The organism is Polaromonas sp. P3_C2, assembly GCF_056402675.1.
On the sequence record NZ_JBFUGX010000326.1, the window covers coordinates 1 to 4787 of the forward strand.

4 protein-coding genes are annotated in these 4787 nt (G+C 59.9%); all 4 read right to left on the reverse strand.

From position 1 onward, the window contains the following. Nucleotides 1-79 precede the first annotated feature (79 nt). Nucleotides 80-568 carry a MerR family transcriptional regulator gene (locus AC1DWI_RS14105; RefSeq protein WP_477725056.1) on the reverse strand — a complete coding sequence of 163 codons (489 nt, stop codon included), beginning with the start codon at nucleotides 566-568 and terminating at the stop codon, nucleotides 80-82. A gap of 171 nt (nucleotides 569-739) precedes the next feature. Beyond that, nucleotides 740-1066: an integration host factor subunit alpha gene (locus AC1DWI_RS14110; protein ID WP_457280348.1), complete on the reverse strand. Its 327-nt coding sequence runs from the start codon at nucleotides 1064-1066 to the stop codon at nucleotides 740-742. A gap of 48 nt (nucleotides 1067-1114) precedes the next feature. Continuing rightward, nucleotides 1115-3541 carry a phenylalanine--tRNA ligase subunit beta gene (gene pheT / locus AC1DWI_RS14115; RefSeq protein ID WP_477669071.1) on the reverse strand — a complete coding sequence of 809 codons (2427 nt, stop codon included), beginning with the start codon at nucleotides 3539-3541 and terminating at the stop codon, nucleotides 1115-1117. Nucleotides 3542-3573: 32 nt separating this feature from the next. Next, nucleotides 3574-4638, reverse strand: a complete 1065-nt coding sequence (gene pheS / locus AC1DWI_RS14120) for a phenylalanine--tRNA ligase subunit alpha (protein ID WP_477669070.1) — start codon at nucleotides 4636-4638, stop codon at nucleotides 3574-3576. Nucleotides 4639-4787: the final 149 nt, after the last annotated feature.

Here is a 4787-nt window from a genome sequence, read left to right on the forward strand (position 1 = left end):
CTTGCACCCCATGCAAGTGCGCTACCAGGCTGCGCCACACACCGACAAGCCTTTTATTATAGCGTGCCGAAAATGCTTCTCAGTGCCCGGCGCTGAGGAGATCACGAATTTCAAACAACTCGCGCCGTACCAATTGCAGTCGTTGCTGAGCCGCGCTGCCGCTGGGCAAATCCGCGCCCTCCGGCTCGCTGTCTTCAAAGTCCGAGTGGTCACTGGAATCCTCAAAATCCTCCAGCAGGGACTCACCGCCTTCCAGCACTTCTACGCCGTCAAGCATGACTTCACCGTTACGGCGCTTGTCGCGTTCGGTCTGGACAATGTCCTGAAGCTTGGTGCGTGCGCCGCTGATGGTGAAGCCCTGGTCATAGAGCAAATCACGGATCCGGCGGATCATCAGCACCTCATGGTGCTGGTAGTAGCGGCGGTTGCCACGCCTCTTCATCGGGCGTAGCTGCGTGAACTCTTGCTCCCAATAACGGAGCACGTGAGGTTTGACACCGCACAAATCACTGACTTCACCGATGGTGAAATAGCGTTTCGCGGGAATGGGTGGGAGCGTTTTCTCCAATTAAATCAATGCGCTAAGGAGGAAACCTCCAAATCTACTCTAAGTCGAAACTTAGCGCAAAGAGTTGAGCCGGTTTTTTGGCATGTGTTGTTCCGTCACACAGGTGACATTTAATTACAACCACCTACCCGGATACGTAAATCAAGCGGACAAAGCCACCGGGTTTAGTACTTATTCGGCAACAGTTTCGCCCTGGATCTGGTCTTTGAGCTTGTGGCTGGCATGAAATGTCACCACCCTGCGGGCCTCAATGGGGATGGCTTCGCCGGTTCGCGGGTTGCGGCCAGGGCGTGGGGCTTTGGTGCGAATCTGGAAATTACCAAACCCGGAAATTTTCACATCATTTCCGTCCACCAGGCTGTCCGAGATCAGGTCAAAAAACGCGTCGATCATGTCTTTTGATTCGCGTTTGTTGAGCCCGATCTGTTCAAACAGCAACTCGGCCAGATGCGCCTTTGTCAGCGCCGGGGTTTCCAGGCTTTCTACAGAAAAATCCATGCAACGGTACTCCTGGCGACTTTTATTGTGAGCGCTATTCGTGAAAGGTCAGGCCCGCAAGCGGGCACCCAACTGACCTTGCAGATTGTCGAGCACCGACTGAACGGCCGCCTCAATCTCCTCATCTGTCAGTGTAGCGGCGTCGCTCGAAAGCACCAAGCGCACGGCCAGGCTTTTTTCGCCAAGCTGCATGCTCGCGCTTGCCTGCTGCGGCCGATAGACGTCAAACAGCGTCGCGCCCTTGAGCAGGCCCTGCGTGTTTGCACCGTGGATGGCCGACATCAGCGCAGCATGTGTGACGCTTTCGGCCACGATGACGGCGATGTCACGCTCCACCGGCTGGAGCTTACTGACCGGCTTGAACTCCGGCACAAGCCGCTGCAGCACGGCATCAAGCTCCAGCTCAAACAGGAGCGGCGCCTGGGCCAGGTCGTAGCCCTGGCGCCACTGCGGGTGCAACTCGCCCACAAAGCCAATCGGCTTGCCGCCCACGGACACGCTTGCGCAGCGGCCGGGATGCATGGCGGGGTGCACCGCCGGCGCAAAAACGGCCTGAAGCGGTGCAAGCAAAGTCTCCACGTCGCCCTTGACATCGAAGAAATCCACGGCCTTGTCAGGCTGGCTCCAGTTCATCGCCGCCCGAGGGCCGTAGGCCAGGCCAGCCACACGCATGGGCTGGTTGAAGCCTGCCACAGTGGTGTCGGTGTTCTGAACCTGGGTGTCGCGCAGAAAAACGCGGCCCAACTCAAACACGTTCACACGGGGCGCCTTGCGGTCCAGGTTGAACTTGAGCACCTGCAGGAGCGAACCCAGCAGTGAAGAGCGCATCACGCTCATCTGGCTGGCGATGGGATTGAGCAGCTTGATGGGGTTGGGATTACCGGCAAGCTCAAGCTCCCAGCGCTCTTCCACGAAGCTGAAGTTAATGGTTTCCTGGTAACCCAGTGATGCCAGGGCGCGACGCACGCCAAAGGGGCTGCGTTCGGCTTCAGCGCGCAACCTGGCGGTGATGGGGGCCAGCGGCGGTGTTTCGGGGAGCTGGTTGTAACCCACCATGCGCACCACTTCTTCAATCAGGTCTTCTTCGATCTGCAGATCAAAGCGGTAGCTGGGCGGTGTCACGGTCAGCGTGCCCTCGCCTTGCGTCACCGGCAGGCCCAGACGCTGGAGGGCGTCCAGRCATTGCGCCTGCGTGAGGGGCATGCCGATCACCTTGGCTGCACGCGCCACCCTCAAAGTGACTGGCACCGCTTTGGGCACGTTAACCTGCTGGTCGTCCATGGGGCCGCACACCGTTTCCGGTGTGCCGCAGATGTCGATGATCAGCTGGGTGATGCGCTCGATGTGCTCGACGGTCTGCCCGGGATCAACGCCTCGCTCAAAACGGTGGCCTGCGTCAGTCGAAAAGTTATAACGGCGCGAACGGCCAGCGATGGCCTTGGGCCACCAGAAGGCAGCTTCGACGTAGACATGTTTCGTGTCGTCCGAGACGGCGGTCGCATCGCCGCCCATGATGCCGGCCAGCGACTCCACCTGTGCATTGTCGGCAATCACGCCAACTTTTTCGTCAACCGTCACGGTATTGCCGTTGAGCAGCTTGAGCGTCTCGCCGGGCTTGCCCCAGCGGACATCGAGCCCGCCATGGATTTTTTCGAGGTCAAAGATGTGCGAGGGACGGCCCAGCTCGAACATCACGTAGTTGGAGATGTCCACCAGCGCCGTCACGCTGCGCTGGCCGCAGCGCGCCAGGCGATCGACCATCCATTGGGGTGTGGTGGCTTTCGTATTGACGTTGCGCACCACGCGGCCGGAAAAGCGGCCGCACAAATCGGGCGCGCTGATCTTCACCGGCAGTTTCGCGGTGTCGGCGGCAGCCACGGCGGGAATGACCGGTGTCTTCAGCGGTGCACCCGTGAGCGCAGCGACTTCGCGCGCAACACCGTAGACGCTCAGACAATGCGCCAGGTTGGGCGTGAGCTTGAGGGTGAACAGGGTGTCGTCGAGCTTCAAATGCTCACGGATGTCCTGGCCCAGCGGCGCATCGGCCACCAGTTCGAGCAGGCCGCCGTTGTCTTCAGAGAGCTTGAGTTCGCGCGCCGAACACAGCATGCCCTGGCTTTCCACGCCGCGCAGTTTGCCGACCTTGATCAGGAAGGGCTTGCCGTCTTCACCGGGAGGCAACTCGGCGCCGACCAGGGCACATGGCACCTTGATGCCGACGCGGGCGTTGGGTGCACCGCAAACGATGTTGAGCAGGCTGCCCTGCCCCACGTCGACCTGGCAGACGCGCAGGCGGTCGGCATCCGGGTGTTGGACGGCTTCCTTGATTTCGCCAACAACAATCCTGGTGAACGGAGGCGCCACCGGCTTGAGTTCTTCGACCTCCAGGCCGGCCATGGTGAGTGTGTCGGCGAGCTGCTGGGTCGTCAAAGGCGGGTTGCAGAATTCGCGCAACCAGGATTCTGGGAATTGCATGGTCTAACCTTGTTTTTCTTGTTCTTGTAATTTCAGGACTGAAACTGGGAGAGGAAGCGGATGTCGCCGTCGAAGAACAGGCGCAGGTCATTCACGCCGTAGCGCAGCATGGTCAGGCGGTCAGGGCCCATGCCGAAGGCAAAGCCGATGTATTTCTCGGGGTCCAGCCCCATGTTGCGCACCACGTTCGGGTGCACCTGGCCGGAACCGGCGACTTCGAGCCAGCGGCCGGCCAGCGGGCCAGCCTGGAACTGGATGTCGATCTCGGCACTGGGCTCGGTGAAAGGGAAAAAGCTGGGCCTGAAACGCAGCACCAGATCGTCGCTTTCAAAGAAGGTGCGGCAGAAATCGGTGAAGACGAATTTGAGATCCTTGAAGCTCACGTTCTCGCCTATCCACAGGCCCTCGCACTGGTGGAACATGGGCGAGTGGGTGGCATCACTGTCGACACGGTAGGTGCGGCCCGGTGCGATGACGCGAATTTCGGGCATGCGGCCGCCGGCATCGATCAGCGCGCGATGCTTCTTGACATGCTGGACCGCATAGCGGATCTGCATGGGACTGGTGTGGGTGCGCAGCAGGTTGGGCGCGGCCTCGGTGCCGCCCTCGACATAAAAGGTGTCGTGCATCGAACGCGCTGGATGGTCTTCGGGCGTATTGAGCGCGGTGAAATTAAACCAGTCGGTCTCGATCTCGGGGCCTTGGGCCACGTCGAAACCCATGGAGCCAAAAATGCCTTCAATGCGTTCCAGCGTCAGCGAAACGGGATGCAAGCCGCCTTGCGCGCGCTGGCGGCCGGGCAGGCTCACGTCGAACGCTTCGGCTTTCAGTTGTTTTTGCAGCTCGGCATCGGCCAGTGCCTGACGGCGATCGTTCAATGCAGCTTCGATGGCCTGTTTGGCCAGGTTGATGGCGGCACCACGGGATTTTTTTTCTTCCACGCTGAGTGCGGCCATGCCTTTCATCAATTCCGTGACGCGGCCGGTTTTGCCCAGGAACTGCGCCTTGGCGTTTTCCAGGTCGGCGGGCGTGTTGGCCTGCGCAAAACTGGCATGGGCGGTGCTGACCAGTTCCTGGAGGGCATCGGGTTGAGTCATACGTTCTCTTGTTCGAAATACAAAACAGCGAAGGCGCTTTCAGCAGCACTCGTGTTCCGGGAGTACTGCAGAAAGAGCCATGAAAAAGGGCCAGAGCCTTTTCAAGCTCCAGCCCTTTCTTTTCTTGCGCAAGCAGCTATTGATTTAAT